The 16,841-nt window shown below is 52.5% G+C and carries 23 protein-coding genes; 14 read left to right on the top strand and 9 right to left on the bottom strand.

All coding sequences use genetic code 11. From position 1 onward, the window contains the following. Window positions 1-637: 637 nt before the first annotated feature. From AC50X9_RS16310 to AC50X9_RS16330, 5 genes are all read right to left on the bottom strand, one after another. Window positions 638-1,072, bottom strand: coding sequence for a hypothetical protein (locus AC50X9_RS16310; RefSeq protein WP_494895072.1), 435 nt, complete (start codon window positions 1,070-1,072; stop codon window positions 638-640). After that, entirely contained in the window at window positions 1,073-1,339 is a 267-nt protein-coding gene (locus AC50X9_RS16315; RefSeq protein ID WP_494895074.1) for a hypothetical protein, read from the bottom strand. It lies immediately after the preceding gene. 102 nt (window positions 1,340-1,441) lie between these two features. Beyond that, window positions 1,442-2,227: a Rad52/Rad22 family DNA repair protein gene (locus AC50X9_RS16320; RefSeq protein WP_494895076.1), complete on the bottom strand. Its 786-nt coding sequence runs from the start codon at window positions 2,225-2,227 to the stop codon at window positions 1,442-1,444. Beyond that, window positions 2,190-2,459: a hypothetical protein gene (locus AC50X9_RS16325; RefSeq protein ID WP_494895078.1), complete on the bottom strand. Its 270-nt coding sequence runs from the start codon at window positions 2,457-2,459 to the stop codon at window positions 2,190-2,192. The genes AC50X9_RS16320 and AC50X9_RS16325 overlap by 38 nt, the downstream gene beginning before the upstream one ends. 392 nt (window positions 2,460-2,851) lie before the next feature. Continuing rightward, entirely contained in the window at window positions 2,852-3,493 is a 642-nt protein-coding gene (locus AC50X9_RS16330; RefSeq protein ID WP_494895080.1) for an HNH endonuclease, read from the bottom strand. A gap of 214 nt (window positions 3,494-3,707) precedes the next feature. Between AC50X9_RS16330 and AC50X9_RS16335 the strand changes: the two genes are divergently transcribed. From AC50X9_RS16335 to AC50X9_RS16355, 5 genes are all read left to right on the top strand, one after another. Next, window positions 3,708-4,421, top strand: a complete 714-nt coding sequence (locus tag AC50X9_RS16335) for a replication-relaxation family protein (RefSeq protein WP_494895082.1) — start codon at window positions 3,708-3,710, stop codon at window positions 4,419-4,421. 104 nt (window positions 4,422-4,525) lie between these two features. Beyond that, entirely contained in the window at window positions 4,526-4,663 is a 138-nt protein-coding gene (locus tag AC50X9_RS16340) for a hypothetical protein (RefSeq protein ID WP_494895084.1), read from the top strand. Window positions 4,664-5,790: 1,127 nt separating this feature from the next. Further along, window positions 5,791-6,543, top strand: a complete 753-nt coding sequence (locus AC50X9_RS16345) for a hypothetical protein (protein ID WP_494895086.1) — start codon at window positions 5,791-5,793, stop codon at window positions 6,541-6,543. After that, complete coding sequence (locus AC50X9_RS16350; protein WP_494895088.1) at window positions 6,540-6,827, top strand: hypothetical protein; 288 nt, start codon at window positions 6,540-6,542, stop codon at window positions 6,825-6,827. Before AC50X9_RS16345 ends, AC50X9_RS16350 begins: the two co-directional genes overlap by 4 nt. 3 nt (window positions 6,828-6,830) lie before the next feature. Then, a complete protein-coding gene (locus tag AC50X9_RS16355) occupies window positions 6,831-7,385 on the top strand; it encodes a GIY-YIG nuclease family protein (protein WP_494895090.1) in 555 nt (184 codons plus the stop codon). Window positions 7,386-7,408: 23 nt separating this feature from the next. Here the strand turns inward: AC50X9_RS16355 and AC50X9_RS16360 are convergent, their stop codons facing one another. Next, window positions 7,409-7,795, bottom strand: coding sequence for a hypothetical protein (locus tag AC50X9_RS16360; protein WP_494895092.1), 387 nt, complete (start codon window positions 7,793-7,795; stop codon window positions 7,409-7,411). Window positions 7,796-8,764: 969 nt separating this feature from the next. Here AC50X9_RS16360 and AC50X9_RS16365 point away from each other — a divergent pair. From AC50X9_RS16365 to AC50X9_RS16375, 3 genes are all read left to right on the top strand, one after another. Further along, window positions 8,765-8,977, top strand: a complete 213-nt coding sequence (locus AC50X9_RS16365) for a hypothetical protein (RefSeq protein WP_494895094.1) — start codon at window positions 8,765-8,767, stop codon at window positions 8,975-8,977. Between the two features lie 188 nt (window positions 8,978-9,165). Next, complete coding sequence (locus AC50X9_RS16370) at window positions 9,166-9,369, top strand: transglycosylase SLT domain-containing protein (RefSeq protein WP_494895221.1); 204 nt, start codon at window positions 9,166-9,168, stop codon at window positions 9,367-9,369. A gap of 274 nt (window positions 9,370-9,643) precedes the next feature. Further along, window positions 9,644-9,991: an HNH endonuclease signature motif containing protein gene (locus AC50X9_RS16375; protein WP_494895223.1), complete on the top strand. Its 348-nt coding sequence runs from the start codon at window positions 9,644-9,646 to the stop codon at window positions 9,989-9,991. Between the two features lie 35 nt (window positions 9,992-10,026). Here the strand turns inward: AC50X9_RS16375 and AC50X9_RS16380 are convergent, their stop codons facing one another. Then, on the bottom strand, window positions 10,027-10,281 hold the full coding sequence (locus AC50X9_RS16380) for a hypothetical protein (protein WP_494895096.1): 255 nt from the start codon (window positions 10,279-10,281) through the stop codon (window positions 10,027-10,029). A 76-nt stretch (window positions 10,282-10,357) separates the two neighbouring features. Here AC50X9_RS16380 and AC50X9_RS16385 point away from each other — a divergent pair, with 76 nt between their 5' ends. Next, the gene (locus AC50X9_RS16385) at window positions 10,358-10,924 is read left to right on the top strand and encodes a hypothetical protein (RefSeq protein WP_494895098.1); all 567 of its coding nucleotides are present in this window, start codon (window positions 10,358-10,360) and stop codon (window positions 10,922-10,924) included. 2 nt (window positions 10,925-10,926) lie between these two features. On the opposite strand, the gene AC50X9_RS16390 is transcribed toward AC50X9_RS16385, so the two are convergent. Further along, window positions 10,927-11,715, bottom strand: coding sequence for a biosynthetic peptidoglycan transglycosylase (locus AC50X9_RS16390; RefSeq protein ID WP_494895100.1), 789 nt, complete (start codon window positions 11,713-11,715; stop codon window positions 10,927-10,929). A gap of 356 nt (window positions 11,716-12,071) precedes the next feature. Between AC50X9_RS16390 and AC50X9_RS16395 the strand changes: the two genes are divergently transcribed. From AC50X9_RS16395 to AC50X9_RS16405, 3 genes are read left to right on the top strand one after another with little or no spacing between them, the layout of a single operon-like run. Beyond that, window positions 12,072-12,479 carry a YopX family protein gene (locus tag AC50X9_RS16395; protein WP_494895102.1) on the top strand — a complete coding sequence of 136 codons (408 nt, stop codon included), beginning with the start codon at window positions 12,072-12,074 and terminating at the stop codon, window positions 12,477-12,479. Continuing rightward, window positions 12,472-12,984, top strand: coding sequence for a CAP domain-containing protein (locus tag AC50X9_RS16400; protein WP_494895104.1), 513 nt, complete (start codon window positions 12,472-12,474; stop codon window positions 12,982-12,984). The genes AC50X9_RS16395 and AC50X9_RS16400 overlap by 8 nt, the downstream gene beginning before the upstream one ends. Continuing rightward, a complete protein-coding gene (locus AC50X9_RS16405; protein WP_494895106.1) occupies window positions 12,977-13,228 on the top strand; it encodes a hypothetical protein in 252 nt (83 codons plus the stop codon). Before AC50X9_RS16400 ends, AC50X9_RS16405 begins: the two co-directional genes overlap by 8 nt. 10 nt (window positions 13,229-13,238) lie before the next feature. Here AC50X9_RS16405 and AC50X9_RS16410 read toward each other — a convergent pair whose 3' ends face one another. Beyond that, window positions 13,239-14,198 carry a hypothetical protein gene (locus AC50X9_RS16410; RefSeq protein ID WP_494895108.1) on the bottom strand — a complete coding sequence of 320 codons (960 nt, stop codon included), beginning with the start codon at window positions 14,196-14,198 and terminating at the stop codon, window positions 13,239-13,241. Window positions 14,199-14,322: 124 nt separating this feature from the next. Between AC50X9_RS16410 and AC50X9_RS16415 the strand changes: the two genes are divergently transcribed. Together AC50X9_RS16415 and AC50X9_RS16420 are read left to right on the top strand one after the other, a co-directional pair. Further along, a complete protein-coding gene (locus AC50X9_RS16415; RefSeq protein ID WP_494895110.1) occupies window positions 14,323-15,840 on the top strand; it encodes an Eco57I restriction-modification methylase domain-containing protein in 1,518 nt (505 codons plus the stop codon). Continuing rightward, the gene (locus tag AC50X9_RS16420) at window positions 15,815-16,831 is read left to right on the top strand and encodes a BsuBI/PstI family type II restriction endonuclease (RefSeq protein ID WP_494895112.1); all 1,017 of its coding nucleotides are present in this window, start codon (window positions 15,815-15,817) and stop codon (window positions 16,829-16,831) included. The genes AC50X9_RS16415 and AC50X9_RS16420 overlap by 26 nt, the downstream gene beginning before the upstream one ends. Window positions 16,832-16,841 lie beyond the last annotated feature (10 nt).

Below are 16,841 nucleotides of genomic sequence, written 5' to 3' on the forward strand. Positions count from 1 at the left end.
TAGTCCTTTGTGTTATTAATGGTTATATATGCCAAGACGTCACTACGATCTCGATGAAGTACTTGCTCTAGCCGAAGCCGGCAAGACTGCTGCTGAGATTGTCGAAGAGCTTGGTCTTGCGGTGGGGGAGCGGGCAATACAGAAAACTGTCAATAAGTTTCTGGGTCCGCGGCCTGTCCGCCCACCTGCTTTGTCCGGTGATCGTCTACGTCGTCGTATCGTCGCCTGGATGATTGCGAGCGGACTTGATGACCACTACTGCTTTGAATGCGAGAAGTGGTCTGCATGGCCTTGCTCCATACGTGAGCTGAAGCAGGACGATGATCTAGGCTCGCTGGTCTTTATATGTCGGCACTGCGTCCGCCCTGGTGATGTTTAGGTGCGGCAGGTGAGCGCCCAGGTGCCTAAGCGCTCTCAACTGCCTTGTTGCGGCGACTTGTCGTGCCACCGATTGCACCAGCGCACTGCGCCTTGTGATGTCGTCCGCTGATTCGTTTACAGAAGCAGTCCACATAGGCAGCGAAACCACCTGTGCGACCGTTCGCACCACCCTTGGCTCCGATCTCGGCGTAGAAGTTGGGGTTCTTAGCTAGGTTCTTGGCTGCGGCTTTTCGACCGCCTGCCTTAGTACCCGCCACTATTTGCGCCCTCCAAAGATACCGAGGAACGGATTGCGTTGTTTCTGATCGATCATGCTGTAGAGACGGCCAAGCTTGCGGTTGAGGTATTCCCACTCAGAGACAGTGACTACCTTGATCTCTTCAGAAGGTAGAGGACGGATCTGGTTCTCAGGTGCTTGGGTGATCTTGTCCAGCTTTACCTCAGTAGGAACGAGGCTTTGCTGTACGGGGACTGCCTTGATCGGTGTGCCGGCCACTCGTGCCAGGCGACGATCATTACGGACCTTCTTCATAGCTTCGAATCGAGGCCAAGTCTTAGCGTTCTTGATACTGCGGACAGTCTCTATGCTGATTCCGTGGACAGCGGCGATGTCTTTCGCCTTGCCGTGAATCTTCAGATCGCGGTTGATCGCGTAGAACTTTGATTTCGTTAGTCGTGTGCTTTTGGACATTTAGTTGTTCTCCGAGGTTGTCACCTCTTTAGTTGTTTCGTTTTCTACTGCTCCGCGGGCCTTTGCTATCTCATTGAGCTCCCAGGCGACGCTGACGTCGTTGATGACGCACTCAGTGTCGAACCAGAGAGCGAGGATAGGTTCAAAGTCCATAGCAGCGTTCGCGGGATTGGCTGGCAGAACTGTCAGCAGCTCGTCGAGGGTATCTACGGACATCGCTTTCGTTGACCGGTAGATCAATTCCTGAAGGAGTTCGCGGTCAGTCATTAGTAGTCCTCCGCCATATCTTCAAGTCGATCCTCTCGATCCTGACGCTCTTCTTGCTCATAGAGTTCGCGCTGCATTGCTACTTCGTCATCGAGGTAGGCGCTACTCATTTGATGCCTCAGATTCCTCAAGCTTTGCCTCTAGGGATCGGATCGCCTGACTCGCCTGAACGTCAGTCTTGATTTTCTCAATCCACTCTTCGCGCTTCGCCTGGTCTGCTCCTACTTTCGTATAGAGCGTCTTAATCCTGAGTAGCTGCTTTCCGGTGGGTGGATTGTCGATGGGAGCCTCCACAGCTGCTGCTGTGCCTGTTATGAGCGCTGCAGCCGGCGGCTGGACTGGTTCTTCTAAGCTGATAGGCAATGCCCAAGCTGGGAGCTTAGGAGCGTTCCAGTAGCCGGTGATGTCCTGCTTGTTACCGTCCTGTTTGATCTTTATGTAGTTATCGCCGGTCGAATACACGCTGCAGTAGACGGATTCGAGCTTGTACAGGTAACGGCCAATGCCCCACTGAACGCTTGCACGTTTCATGGCGTCGGATAGGCCACCCTTGACGGCTTCTACCTGGGTGTTCTCGGCTCCGTCCCACTTAGTAACCCATTCACCGTTGAGGAAGATGGAGATGCCGCTTAGGACTCCGCCAGCGGGGCCGGCGGCGAATACGTTCTTCCACTTATCTGCGCCTACGACGTCGTCTAAGCGGTTCTGGACGGCCCGGTTGTCGATATAGGCAATTGCTTGCACCCACCCGTTCTGTCCCTTGACGCCTGAGCGCTGTACACGCCAGTCAATGTCTTCGGGTCGAAACGGTGCGCGGAGTGCATTGAGGTCGATCTGTCGTGTCTGCGTACTACTGTCGCTTGATGCCGTCGATGTACTTTTGGCCATGTATCGCCTCCTTTTCGAGTCTTAGTTTTTTCTGGTGTTCATCACGAAACTGTTGGTAGAAGGAAGTTACTAGAACGTTGCCAGCTGACACTAGGTGTCCCGAGGTCTCCGTCTGACGGTCTGCGAACTCCTGGATGACGATCTTGTCGATGGGATCAACCCTGAGAAAGAGCGGTGCCATTGCTTGACCTTTTACCTTTGTTACTTTTTTGAACTCGATTGATTTTTTCATATTGTGAATCCTTTACGATGATTACTTACCCCTTTGTTAGTGATGATTATCGGGTTGCTGCTGGCAGTAAGCGACAATAGGCGTGTAGAGGCGCCTCGTTTTACTTGACCTGAATGCCTTCCTCCGCTTCGGTACACCGGGTTGCCCCGTCACCCTCTGCATCACCAGCCTCAAGCCTTGGCTCCTCGTTTAGGGACTACTCCACTAGTACAAGCCAAGCTCTCGTTCTTACTGCCATGAGTAGCCCGATAATCTGAGTTGTTAAAGTCTTGCAGCTAGTTGCATAAGCCCTAATAATTGATGGCTTGCGTTCGCTGTGCATCACTATGAATCATTAGACTCAAATAAGCAATACTATTATTTGATAATAGGCTGGCGTATCTGTGGATAAACTAGAGCACGTTCAGATATGCATACTCGCCGTGCAATGCCAGCGCCCACTGGTCCCGCATATAGGCTGCCTCGTCTTCCGTATCAAAACGTCCTAGTCTCCTCCCAACACCCGCAACATGAATGCGAGCAGTCCATCTACCACCTTCAAAGTAGACGCCCTGATAGCGTGACAGGCCAGGTTTCAATCTTCGGCGGTTAGCGATATTTTGTTGGCTAGTGGCAACGCGCAAGTTCTCACGCCTATTGTCGTGCGTATCCCGATTAATGTGATCGACCTGTTCGCCTTTCACTAATGGACGGCCTAAAGAGCGTTCTAGGACGACTCTGTGAAGAAATATCCAGCCTCCGTGCTTACGTGACCTCGGATAATTGCCGCTCACATACCACCTGTAGTACTCCAGGTCTTTATCAGCTGGAGATATAAGTGCGTTTCTGCCATTCGTTACGATAAGCTCAAAGTGACCGTCGGGATGGGCTATGGACTCACGCGGCTTCTTAGGAGCGCGGTTTCCTACTCTTTTACACGGCATCGAGCAGTATTTAGACCGACCGATGCGGTTTCCTTTGTCCTGGTAGCTTACTGAGCAGTTGTTGCAAGTTAGTGTTATTGGCATATACCTCCTTTCCGATAAGAAGGCCATGCTTTATAGTGGAGCTTGGCCCCGCTGCAATCGGGGTCTTTATTGTGTCATTTATTATGGACTATCGCGGCGACTTTTGATATAGAAAAACGCTCTATTATTCGGTATGCCCGTCGCTATGCCCATACTGTTGACATCGGTAGCACCTAATCAGCGCCTGACCTGCGCAAACGTTGCTACTGACACGCGTACTGATTCCCTGTATCATGCACACATGATCCCAAGCGACCGCGACGCCCAAATAATACGGCTTATTGCTCGCTTCAATATGCTCTCTTCCGGCCACATAAACGAACTGCTGTTCCAGGCAAATACAACGTCAAAGCCCTGCAGCCGTGTCTTGGCAAGACTGACTAGAGACAAGTACCTTGCATCCATTCAAAAAAGAACTGTTGGAGGCAACAAGGGTGGTTCGGGGCAAGGAGTTTTTCAACTCGGCTCTAAGGGCTGGGCGTTCATGCGTAAGCAGACGCGGTACTGGCCGTTCCGCTCTATCAACTACCACACGCTTGCTATTGCGGATGCCTACGTTGAGATAGCCAAACTAGAACGTGACAACAGAGTGGAAGTCATCGGCCTGGCTACTGAACCCGACTGTTGGATGACAGTGGCCGGCGCTGACCTTCGCCCTGATATGCACCTCGAACTATCCCTGCCGGAAAAGCGCATGAACGTCTCACTTTTTATCGAGGCGGACATGGGAACGGAACGCCAGAAGCAGCTCAAGGAAAAACTCGCCCGTTACTGGCACGCCTACCAACACGCGACCGAAGCAGACATGCCAGTCTTCCCGCATGTGGTGTTCCTGGTGCCCGATGATGAACGCCTGAAGGAAATAACGTGGCTCATCAATAGCGGCCCTGAAGAAGCTAAGGAATTGTTCAGGGTTCAAAAGCAAGAAAGCTTCCCGCAGTTGCTGCTGTCTTGATGTTGTTTTAACTACAGCTTAAAGAACGCAAATAGTATTGCTTATTTATGGGGGTAATCTTATAATAGAGAAGTAATACAAAGGGTAAGCAAGGAACAATACAAATGAATACGATCAATCTCAACGGAGCAGACGCGCATAAGATAGCTGAACTAATCGGCGGCACGTTAGTCCTGTGGAACATCACTGACGATACAGCGCTGATTTCGGGCGGTGATCTCACTAAGCTGGAGGTCGCGTAAGTCATGAGCTGCGACCACTCCAACTACGATGATTACTTCGAAATGTGCACCGACTGCCGCATGACCGGAAGCCAAATACACCAGCAAGACTGTACGTCGCAAGAGGACTTCACCCTCAACGTCGCCGGCTACTGCGATAAGTGCGGAATGAGCCCTCATGGAGAGTAGAACCAAACAGGCCGACACCCTGGCAGAGGTCGAAGCACGTTTAGACGAGCTCCGCCACCTAAGCGCCGAATATAGGCAGGGCTCAATCTCTATTGAAGTGCGGCACTCGTCCGGCCTCACACTAGAGGAGAGAATCAAAGTCTTGGACGCCAAGCGCGAGCAGCTGTCGTGATTGTCCCGACGACTGCCGGCCCGACAAACACTCGGACCGGCGAAATCCTAGACTTGGCCCCACTTCGATATAAACCGCGTGGAAGCGTGAGACGTCCTACACGACGCTATGCAAACCGACGTGACTCCACTATCAACTCGTGGCATTTCCTTGCCCTGGTTAGCACCCTCGGCATGTGGATAAGCCTCACGAGCTAAAGTTTGCGAGTGACACCAATGTCACCCACATAAGTAAAGCCGCCCAGGATAGGCGGCTTATTTTGTGTGGAGTGTTTTGTTGTGTTGTTGTAATTGAGTGGGAGGAGATCCCAGCGGCATCTCTGCCGCATCCATAGAAGGTGCGAGACTATCAGCGAGTTGACCCAAGCTAGTAATCTGCCCTGATTGTAACACTAAACTTTCGGGCGGGGCAGATAGATTTTGCGTTTAGCGTTTTCTTTTAGGTCGGCCAGGATGGAGGACTTAGGGCGCGGCATGATGCTGAGAGGGACGACGTAAATCTTATTCAGTAGTGGGCGTAAGTCGTGTTTGTCTGTCGTTGGTTTCATAGGCAGCATTATGAGCGATCGCCACCCTTTTGCATAGAGCGTTTTTGTAAGATATTTCACTTTTTCTGTTGCAAAACAAAGCGCGACACTTCATAATGGGCGACGATAGCAGAGACTTCTTACAACCTCTGCAATCAATTAACAATAAGTTATTGACGGTAGGGGCTTTAGTTGCTTAAATAGAGACGTAAGAAGTCTCGCGCGCCCCCTCCGTCAAGGAAGGGGCTACTTTTTTGCCTTATGAAAACAGCAATACTCAAAACAAACCTGTGGGACGATGACGAGTTCTACGAACTGAACATCGACACCAAGCTTCTCTACCTGCTTCTCATGAGCGCGCCTGAGCGCGGCGTCTCGGACATCTATAGTGTCAGCGACCGAATCCTGTCAGCCCGCAGCGGCCTGGCAGACAAGCAGCTATCCCTATGTAAGAAGCAGCTGCAAGAGCGTGGGCTCGTCATGTTCAGCGGTAAGTTCGTGAAGCTCGCTGGATCTGCCTACGTACTCCCAAAGAAGGGCCGTTTCACCGAGCAGGCCCTTGAACGCGAGTATGACGAAGTACCTGACGAAGTATTGAAGTCTTTTGCTGGTCTACCAGAGATGAGCACTAATAGTAGTTTAATAGTAGAACACTATGACGTCACTATTCATAAGGATAAAGATGTAGATAAAGATAATGATGTAGATGTAGATAAGGCCGCGTACGGGAATGCCGACATCAACGACCTGTTCGACTTCTGGGAAGATTCCATCGGCTACAAGCTGGACGGCAACCGCCAACGTAACCGCAACGCCTGTAATAACCTCATCAAGAAGCATGGCAAGGATGGGGTCCAACGTCTGATTAGCGGCGTTGCTAGGGCGAACAGCGACCGTTACGCTCCGCGGATAAGCGACTTCATACAGCTCCAGTCCAAGTACAACGACCTCATTGCCTGGGGAAAGCGTGAGATAGCCGGCGGTGGCAAAGCGCCTAAGGTGGTCCGCGTATGATCATTGCATTTCACGACGGATCTACCGTCACGGTCAGTGACGCCCGTGGCGAGGCGATCAAAGCTGCTATCCGTTCCGGAGTCGAGTTCATCGACATCGACGACGATATGTACACGGTCTCAGGTATAAAGGCAGTCAAGAGTGCTTCAGTGACCAAGGCTAAGTTGCCAGAGAACAAGCAGCTGGCGGCTCCGACGACAGAGCTGTCAGAGGAACGCCGCCAGGCTAACTTGAAGCGAATCAAAGGGATGCGCCGCCTGTTTCGCAATCGCAGGTCGTACTAGGTAATGCCAATCCTTACCGTCTCCGGTGCGGTAGTGGCCCGCCTTACCAAGCTCAGGAGGCAAAAGCCCCGGATGGATTACCTGGGCAAGAACGTCCATGCCATCAAGCACAGTCTCGGCGTTACCGATGAGGTAGCCAGGGGGATAGCAGCCAAGCGACGACGTAGGCGGCCTAAGAAGTCGAAGCTGGTAGTACTGGTCCGCAAGGCTCAGCAAGCCAGTCGCATGCGTACTTTCCAGCTCTATGCTTTGAAGCTCGCTGATGATAAGTACTACGTCGGCATGACCGCTTACAAGGACGTAAACGTGCGATTCAAGCAGCACGTTAGCGGCATTAGGGGTGCGCAGTGGACAAAGCTCCATACACCGTTGCGCGTTATAGAGACTCGTAAGATTGGCTACATGTCAGAAAGCGAAGCAGCTCGCCTTGAAACTGAGATGACTGTTGAGTACATGGTGAGGTACGGAACAAGCGCCGTCAGGGGTGGTGACATGTGTCAGCTCAGTGAGTACTTAGTGAGTCAGAGGTTCGATCGCCATTCCACTCGGCTGTCTTAGCAGGGGATAGAGGAGCTAATTGTCTACACAAAAAACACCATGTACATGAGAGCGGTTAGCGCAATAACGAAGCAAACCACTGGAGTTTTGATAAGCCTGCGGAATCCTTTCCAAAAGGCTTTCGGATCATAGCTATCCCAATTCCAGTGGTTCACATACGAGGAAACGGCGAACATTTGGAATAACGTGATAGTTATGAAGACGCCGAATATGATAATGAGTACGCCCCGCAAGTAATCCGGCTGCTGAAGGTAACCAAGCCCCACCGCTGAAAAGTAACCCATAACGACGACTAGGAAACCCGCTATGGTTCGACTCCCTACATCGCGCCAAAACTTCTCATCCCGCATCCACTCGCTTGGCCACTCCCAGGGCTTGGAGACTTTCGTTTCTTCCACGGGCTCACTCATGCCCTCATCTTAGACGCGCTTGATGTCGCCAGTCGGGAACACTCGCCAGTGCGGTGGGCTGGCGTCTATGACATGCAGCTGACACCTGCCGTCTGACCCGGTCTTGACGATCTAGCGGGTGAGGCGCATATTCAAGGCAAGATGTCAGAGCATGAACCAACAGACAACTCATCACTGGAAGCTTTTGTAGACCGTCTCTATGACGAGTCCGACCGTATCGTCGTTGAATTGTTTAGCCGTTTCATAGACCGTATGCGTGCAGAAATAGCGGAATAAGCAAATAATCTTTCGGCTAGTTCCACCTCTGTTATGCGCTACCTTTCCACAGCTTTGGCTAAAAAATAGTATTGCTTATTTATTGAATCCGTGCTTAAATACATGCAGTTCATTACGAACGAACAATTCAACCGCTCCTACTGAACAACCAGCTCACCCGTCTGTGAAATGCAGACCACGAATCGAAACGTAAGATTCAAAATGATGTCGAGGTGTTCGGTCGAAGCGGTTGAACGAGAACATTCACAATCAGGTTCACGCGCTTCCATGTGGCCGCATCAGAAACAAAATAACTAACGTTAATTTGATTAATTCGTACTGATGCGGACTTCATGGCCGCACCAAGAAATAATAAAACAAGCACTAAGTGCATGTTTTAGCTATTGTTTAGTACTTGGTGCGGACTACATGGGCATATAAGTAGTCGTTCACAAAAAGTTGTCGTTAAATGCCAGCGTGACAGCCTGGACGAGACGACCTAAGAATCCTTACATGTTCAGCTAGTAGCAAGTCGTAAAACAATCAACTAACCTTGAGCGTCTTAATTACTCTTCGTGCTACTAGCGCCACGAAACCGTAAGAACGTCTGTAGATCGAGAACTGAGTAGGTGAAGCCCACCCTTACCTGCTCAGTTCTGGCTTTACAGCCAAACAAACATAAATAACGCTCCAAGTGAGCAGGGTAAAAGTAACATGACAAACAAAGAAGCAGCAGTAAAACCACAGATTATCGAAGCACCTAAGACAGTGAACCGAACCACGTTCTACCTATCAGTAGCTCTCACGTTCTTCGTAACGTTGGTAGTAGCGACCGTCGCCAACTGGTTCCTCTACACGAACATCCACGGCGACGCACGAGCGGCAGTTGTTGCCGATATGCAAGTAGTTGTAAAAGACCAGCAGTAGTCCCTCCCGCCCAGGCTACTGACATACTCAAGGCGGATATAGCAGAACCCATAGCTGAGGCTGCGTCTAAGCACGTTGCAGACAACGGAACGTGCCGAGGTGCAATAACACTCGCATGGCCGGCTGCACTCCACACGCAAGCTCTCACGGTATTAGAACATGAGAACAGACGCGAGAATCCACAGGCGATAGGAGCAGTGAACAACAACGGTTCCGTTGACTATGGATGCTTCCAGATCAACGATGCAGCGCATCCACGTTTTTTCAGCACACAAGATTGGAGCAATCCGGTTGCAAATGCCACCTATGCTTACCAGATTTATCAAGACCGCCTATCTGTTGACGGTATTGGCTGGACAGCATGGTATGCAGTTGATGGTATTTTATGGTGACATTTAGTAAAATAGAAGGATAAGACGGCTACATAAAAAAGTAGCCCCTTATGCCGACTAAAGCTAAATAAGGAACCACTATGTGAATCATTGTACCTTCGATGGGTGTATTAGAAAAGTAAAAGCGCAGAGGCTGTGCAGTTGGCACTACGTAAAGCTTCGGCGTCGGGGTGAACTCCCAGTCATGACTGTGACGGAGAGATTTTGGAATAATCTTACAATTTCCGATGGTTGTTGGAACTGGCGGGGCAATGACAACGGACGAGCATACGGCATGTTCAGCGCGGATAATAAGAGATATCCCGCCCACCGGTACTCATACGAGCTGAACATAGGGCCTGTACCTGATGGTCTGGTTGTAGATCATCTTTGTAGGAATCGACGCTGCGTAAATCCTGACCACCTAGAAGCTGTGACCGGCAGGGAGAACACGCTTCGGGGTGAATCTCCCGCGGCAATCAATGCTAGAAAAGCGGCTTGCAAGCGTGGTCATCCATTCACTGCAATAAGAGTGTGCAATCTGTGTAGGCGGATTATGAGTGCCGAGCGTAAGGAAGAGACCGGCGTATCTGATTCCGTTCGAAGGCGACAATCTGAGATCCGAAGAGGAATACGTCACTAGCGACAGATGACCGGCCATGCGAGAGCCGGTCATTTTCATGCCTGGACGCGCTTGATTTCGCTACCTAAGAACCACTGAAAGTGCAAGCCAGCCTGGTCAGTCCACTCCACCAACCCGTAGTGCCGCGTGTAAGCCACGGCAGTGCCACGCATGTTGCCGACTTGAACTACGGGAGCCTGGCCACGAGGGAAGTCGATGATGGCTCCGTCGTCAGGGTCCGGACGGGCAAGTTCCGCTTCTAGACGTGCCACCATCCGGTTCATATCGTCAGCAGAGCCATGCTTGTTCACGACTCAAGTATAGAACATATGTTCGAAGGCCTTATGGAAGGCCGGGATTGAACCGAGCCACTGCTAGCATCTGGCTATGAGCATCGATGACGAGTTGAACGAACACCTAAGCGCTTTGCAGCTGTCCGGCGCCAAGGAGCCCAGAGAAGAGCGCGAGGGTGAGCGGTTGGTTCGTGAGATACGTGAGACGTGCGTGCAGATTGCTCGTGCACTTTGGGATCGCCGGATACCTGTAGAGCCCATCATGGTGCGGTCGCCGCAGCCGGCTTCTCGGCTTGTCCACTTCTTAAAAGGTCCTGACTCAAACCCTTTGGTCAAGGTGGCTGACGGGTGGGTGATCATTCCGTGCATCTCCATCGACACGACAGGCAAAATCTGGCAAACGGGCACCGGTGACGATGAGTGGGTCGCCGCCGACGTTGCATGGTGGGAAGACGAGTTTTCTCGGGTCATGAATACTGAGCCGTTCGTGTCTATCTCCGGTAATTACTTGACCAGGAAGATCGACGACGACGGGGAGCCTTGGATCGAGATGCTAAGGATGACTTTCAACAACCAGGGGCATAGGGATCTAGAACCGCTGCCAGTTCGCGAAGCATTACTGAAGGGCGCGGCTGAGCTGATAGCGCAACATTCGGCCTAAGATCACTCGCTTATCGGAATACCCTCGCGGTTGTAGCGTTCAATCACGGACCTAGGCCAGGTTGAGCAGGAGTTTGGATCGCTCGGATTAGCGTCGCGTTCCGCCTGGTAGTCGGAGGCGAGGTCGTGGATGCCAATAGTGGCAACTGCGGCCTCCCATCCACCCATGCCTGCTATTTGCTTTGGCACCCATACGTTAGCCGCGCCATTTAGGTTGTCCCAGGTCTTCGGGTGTGTGGCCTTGTCTACAAAGGCACCGCCTTCCGGCGCACGCTGTATGAGACTTGGGAAGGGCACGATGCCCATCAGCAGGGCGGCTTGCTCCTTCGTCATAGACCAGGGTGGCGTGTTGAAGTAGTACCAGCTGGCCGCACAGACGCCATAGAGCTCTGGTCCGAACTGGGCATAGTTCAGATAGAGCTCCAAGACGCGCTGATCTGAAAGCGTGTAGGCAAACTGTGTAGCGAAGCCCGCTTCAATCCCTTTTCTAACCGCGTTCTCGTGGGGCGTGAGGTAGATGTTCTTAACGAGCTGCTGCGGAATAGTAGACCCGCTCGGATCATCCTCGCCGGCCATGTACGCCTCGGCTCTGGCTTTGAAATCCTCTATATCGAATCCGCCAGCACGAGTGCCAAGTTCCTGATCCTCATGGGCGATAGTGGCAGCGACCATATACCGGCTCACGTGATCGAGCGAGACGAACTGGTAGGTGACGGGCTCACCCTCCAGCAGCATGTACATGGTTCGCGGCGGCGTGATCCAGATGAAGGCGACGGCCACGAGCTGGCTCATGACGAGCAGCGTACTCAGGAAAATCGCGAACCTGGCAACCCACTTGCGCAGCCGGTGCTTACGGCGCTTGGGAGTAGGGCGCGATGCCGGTTCGGGTGGCGGCGCGGGAGTCGCTGTGACAGGTGGCGGGGCCGTCTGCGGCTCAAGGACAGGAATGGGATTGGTGATAGCGGGGGCTGTTGCATCCATTGCCGTACTTTCGCGAAAAGAATGGTAAGCGAATTATACGCCGAATGGTAAAAGCCTGCTTATAGATCGAGCCTGTGGATAAGTAGTCTGACAGGTAAAAATAGTATTGCTTATTGTGCGTCTATGCCTCATAGTGAACCGCAGAAACTAAGCAGGAACAATTGAATATGAGAGAGATCAAATATAGGGCGCACTATCAAGGCAAAGTCTTAGATGTGTTTGCCGTCAACCCGACGAACCACACCGTCTATCTGAGTCACCAGCAAGTATTCGGTGCCCCAGGTGATGACGTGCTTGTGCGGTGGAACGACGGCATTGAAGAAGAAGGGTGTGACTTAGTTCAATACACCGGCCTCAAGGACAAAAACGGTGTGGAGATATACGAGGGCGACATCATTGCTTCAAAGTCTTGGCCTAACAGCCCAGTTGAGTTTGTTGCAGGACGATTCGTCGGCATCTACGCTGACGGCTCGGGCGATGAATGGGAAACGAATCTCTGGAACTTGCGGGGCGAGATTCACGTCATCGGCAACATCTACGAGCATCCAGGGCTACTAAAGGCTGGTGATGCGTAATTTTGTGTTTTATATCGCGTGTTTTGCTTTCGGATGTCTCATTGGACACTTCCTAAAGGATGTTGGGGCTCCTCCTCCAGCCACCTCATCCATAGTCTCAACCGTTCAACCGACAGAGCGCCTACCTGGCATCCTCGCAGCAGTAAACGACTACCGCTCAACCAAGCACCTGCCACCGCTGACTTTGAACAGCCAACTCAACAGCTCGTCTCAGGCAAAGGCTCACGATCTAGTCACCAACCATTACTGGAGCCACACCGCACCAGACGGCAATACACCTTGGGACTTCATGCAAAAGGCCGGCTACGACTACAAGACAGCAGGGGAGAACCTGGCTAAGTGCTACGACTCAGCAGATGCGGTGGTGACGGCATGGATAGCCAGTCCTACGCACGAGGCAGTGCTCGTGGCTGACTACCAGGACGCAGGCTTCGGTCTACAACATAACGACAAAGACAACTGCGATTACGTGGTTGGACACTTTGGAGGCGTGATAGATGAGTGATCTCGATAAAGAGCTGCTGATAGCTCTAGCCGACTATTCAAATGACTTACACAACCTGAAAATGCGTGACTGTGAGCTACCTGCAAACGCCGCTACTAAGCGGATCAAGCAAGCAATTGATAAGTATGTGATAGGTGAAGACGAAGCAGTGCCTACCGGCCCACGTGCAGTAGGTAAGACTTATGCCATCGTCTATAACCGGATAAAGGAATCAGAACGCAAGAAACTGCGAGTGAGCAACTAAGCTCCCTCTTTCATTCTTTGACTACCGGATCTCCAGCCGTCACCAGTACGAGAGGTCCGTTAAGTTCATCTAGGCGTACCAACACACTTGATTTGATCGTCTCTATTTCGAGTGCAGTGATGACGCTGTTTGTCGCTTCCTGGCTCTTCGTCCACCCCTTCTTGAAAAGGACGAATGCAGAGATGAAGCCCGCCAAGGCCATAGATGTGTTTAGTGTGGGGTTACTGGACAAACCCATCACGAAGATGAGAACACTTGCGGCAGCGATAGGAAGAGCGACGCTCATCCGGAACTCGGCCTCTGCCTTGTCCTTGCTGTAAGCATCGTAAAGGTCTTTGTTCTTCTCTTGCAGCTTCGTCGCCATGGTGGGGATCTCTGCCTCCATGTCGGATAGCAGGATGGGGGCAACAAATCCCAGACCATCCTTTCGCAGCTGCCTGTCTACTACATCGGGGTCGCCGGAGGCATTGACGAAGTACTCCGCTTCCTTCGCCGTGTCCGGATGATCGATGTCATATTCCTTGTAGATCGTCTCCCAAGGAACTTCTCGCTTTTCGACGCGTTTGAAAGCGTCCCACAAGAGCCGGCGCATGGTGCTTCCGGAGCTCGTACCAACAAGACGCTCGTAGTCCTGCACGTTTGCATTGCGGGTGAACTTCAGCTTCGGCCGCCCCTTGGCGGTCAGACCACGTCGTGTAGTCCAGCCGTACCTCTGGACCAGCTGGGAAACAACCTTGATGTCCACAGCCAACAGGATGCCAACCAGGTAGGCCACGAAGCTAAGCACGCCCACGATCAGCAGCGGCGACAGGTACTCGCTCAGGGCGTTCACCATCCCCATGAGCCCGTCCTTCCGCGCCTTGGACGGGATGGGCTTACCCAACAAGATCCACAGGCTTAGGAGCCACAAGTACCCAGTAACCAGGGGCGTACGGAAGTCACGGAAACCTGGCAGGATCTGGGCAAGCATGTAGGTCTCACTTTGAATGTGGAGGGGCGGGAGGCTTGATCGTAACATCACGAAGACTTGCCCTCGGTTTCCAGAACAATAGAACATATGTTCGAATCGACGTTTCTGCAGTAAACTGGAACCCATGCTTGCTACTGAACTCTTGGTCCAATCTGAACAACGTCGGCAGGACGTCATCCGCCAATTGGACCCAGTTGTTCAGTCGACCTTGGGTCAGTTCTTCACCCCGCACGCTGCGGCTGATTTCATCGCATCTCTTCCTACTCTGCCGACGAGCGGGACGCTAAAAATCCTAGATCCAGGAGCCGGCACTGGCTCGCTAGCCGCGTCGCTAGTCGCCAGGATCATTCGAGAATCGCCGAAGCTAGAAGTGCATGTCGTAGCAGTTGAACTCGACGCTCAGATTGCCGAGTCTCTTCGACATACGCTGGACGATATTGAGACCTCTGCCGCAGCTGCTGGCGTCGCTGTGACTACAGAGATCGTTCAGGACGACTTCATCGATCCAATGCGCGAGTTCGCCAGTGATTTCGACATCGTCATCATGAATCCTCCGTATGCCAAGCTGCCAGCAGCATCGCATCATCGTGCCATCATGTCGCAGCGTGGCGTCCAGGCGCCGAACATCTATGCAGCTTTCCTCGGTAAGGGAGCGCAGCTGCTCAAGAACGGCGGCCAGCTCGTTGCCATCACACCGCGAAGCTTCATGAACGGTGTCTACTTCGAGTCGTTCCGAACATTCCTTCTCAACATGATGGCTCTGGATCGAATCCACGTCTTCGATAGCCGCTCCACCGTCTTTGCGGACACGGGCGTCCTTCAAGAGAACGTCATCATCAATGCCATCAAGGGCAAGCCTGGCGAGTCCGTGAAGCTGTCCATATCTGTCGGGCACAAAGACGAAGTACGCATCAAGGATGTTCCTTACGCGAGCATCATCCGCCCAGGGGATAAGCGTCGGTTCATCAGCATCCCAGTCGGCGAAGAAGACGACTCAATTGTGACCAAGATGCTCGACTTGCCAACGTCGCCCGCGGATCTTGGGGTCACGATTAGCACGGGCAAGGTAGTCGACTTCCGGTCAAGAGAGAACCTGCTGCCAGAGTCCACGACGGGTTATCCTATGGTCTACCCGGCAAACGTGCGCGGCGGATCGGTGGAACATCCGAAAAGCCAGAACAAGCCTCAGTGGTTCAATGCAGTCAAGCCTGGAGATCTGACTTGGTTAGTACCGGCTGGAACCTATGTGCTTGTAAAGCGCTTCTCGTCCAAGGAAGAACGCCGACGTATCGTCGCTGGTGTCTGGACGGAAGAGAACAGTAACGGCAACGCTGTCGCCTTCGATAACAAGCTCAATTACATCCACCACAAAGGCGCCGGCCTTGATCGCGAGCTTGCGGCGGGTTTATCTCTCTGGCTTAACAGCAGCCCCGTCGACCGCTATTTCCGGACCTTTTCCGGTCACACTCAAGTGAACGCTACAGATCTGCGTGAAATGCGCTATCCAACAGCCGAACAGCTTCGAAAGCTGGGGTATGGTCAAGCCAGTGAGCTTCCTGAACAGGAAGTCATCGATCAGATGGTAATGACCATCCTTGGCTGGGGGGAAGACCTACGTGACGATTGTGGACGAGTCGATTGATGAGCTTGATGAAGCGCGGCAAAATCGAGTAGATGAAGCAATCCAACTTCTTCGTCAACTTGGATTCGACAAGGGCCGTCTGAACAATCGCTCGGGAATGATCCTGTTGGCCCTTCTCAAGCTCACGGTGGACACGCCCTGGTCCGATGCGGTAAACCCAATGCTCGGAACGTCCGAGATTTTGGATTGGGTCAACGCGGAGTACTACAGCAAGACTTATGCACCCAATACTCGTGAAACGTTCCGCCGTCAGACACTCCACCAGTTTGTTGCAGCGGGGCTTGCTCAGCACAACTTCGATAAGCCTGACCGGACACCGAACGATAAGAACAACAACTACCGGGTCTCTCCCGAGGCGCTGGAGGTTATCCAGGCCTACGGGACTCCTGCGTACGAAGAACTGCTTACGGCTTATCTCGTGAGCGCGCCTGGGCTTGCCGTTCGCTACGCCGCGGAGCGTGAAATGACACGCCTGCCCGTGACGATGCCTGACGGTACTGAGTTGCGGTTGAGTGCTGGCGGCCAGAACGTTCTGATCAAGAGCATGGTCGAGGATTTCTGTTCGCGGTTCACGCCTGGTGGCCAGGTTCTCTACATCGGCGACGCTGATCTCAAGTGGGGTATCTTCCACGGGGAAGAACTGGCCAAGCTGGGCGTCGAGGTAAATCTCCACGGTAAGTTCCCTGACCTCGTTGTTTATATGCCGGACCGCAATTGGCTGATCCTCATGGAGGCCGCTAGCTCTCACGGTCCAGTTGATGCCAAGCGTTACGACGAACTCAATGAAATCTTCGGGTCTTCGACAGCGGGCCTCGTATACGTCTCTTGCTTCCCTGACAGGGCAACGATGCGTAGGTTCCTGAGTGAACTGGCATGGGAAACCGAGGCCTGGGCTGCGGATGAACCCAGCCACATGATTCACCTGAATGGTTCGCGTTTCCTGGGACCATACGAAGATGATGAGTTGAGTGAGTCTGACGTGCATCAGTAACATCGCTAAG

The organism is Pseudarthrobacter sp. HLT1-3, from assembly GCF_059383535.1.